The following is a 502-nucleotide window of genomic DNA, read 5'->3' as shown; positions in this document are numbered from 1 at the left end:
AAGGATATCGTGGCTGTCATCGAAGGCCCTCATGTGGACCTGATCGAGCGTCTGGCCCAACGTATCGCGGATAAGATTCTTGCCGATGCGCCGGCCGTCGCCTCCATCGACGTCACCGTGCACAAGCCTCACGCGCCCATCGTCGTGGCTTTTGCAGATGTGTCGGTCTCCATCTCGCGCGTGCGTGCCACCGATAATGGACGCACTGCTGAAAAGCATGCCATCCATAACGCGGTGGTGGCCTTGGGGGGCAATGTGGGCGAGGTGGAATCCACCTTGCGAGCCGCCGTTCGGGAGATTGACGCGTTGCTTGGCACACAGGTGACCGGTATTTCGCCGCTTTACCGCACGGCCGCGTGGGGCATGGCTGACGGTACGCCGGATTTCCTGAACGCCGTGGTGGAGCTTGGAACCACAATGGGCAGCCACGAATTGCTCGCCGCGTTGCAAAACATCGAAGCGAACCATGGGCGAATTCGTGAGAATCATTGGGATTCCAGGC

At 60.2% G+C, this 502-nt stretch carries 1 protein-coding gene; it reads left to right on the top strand.

Translation table 11 applies throughout. From position 1 onward, the window contains the following. Positions 1 to 9: 9 nt before the first annotated feature. The coding region (gene folK / locus IE182_RS31695; protein ID WP_229845308.1) for a 2-amino-4-hydroxy-6-hydroxymethyldihydropteridine diphosphokinase at positions 10 to 502 on the top strand (493 nt) is incomplete at its 3' end.

Origin of the sequence: Streptomyces cinnamoneus, from assembly GCF_014650495.1 — a bacterium.
Classification (GTDB): Bacteria; Actinomycetota; Actinomycetes; order Streptomycetales; family Streptomycetaceae; genus Streptomyces; species Streptomyces cinnamoneus.
Note: the sequence above shows the minus strand (reverse complement) of the source record. Positions and strands in the feature narration are given on the sequence as shown.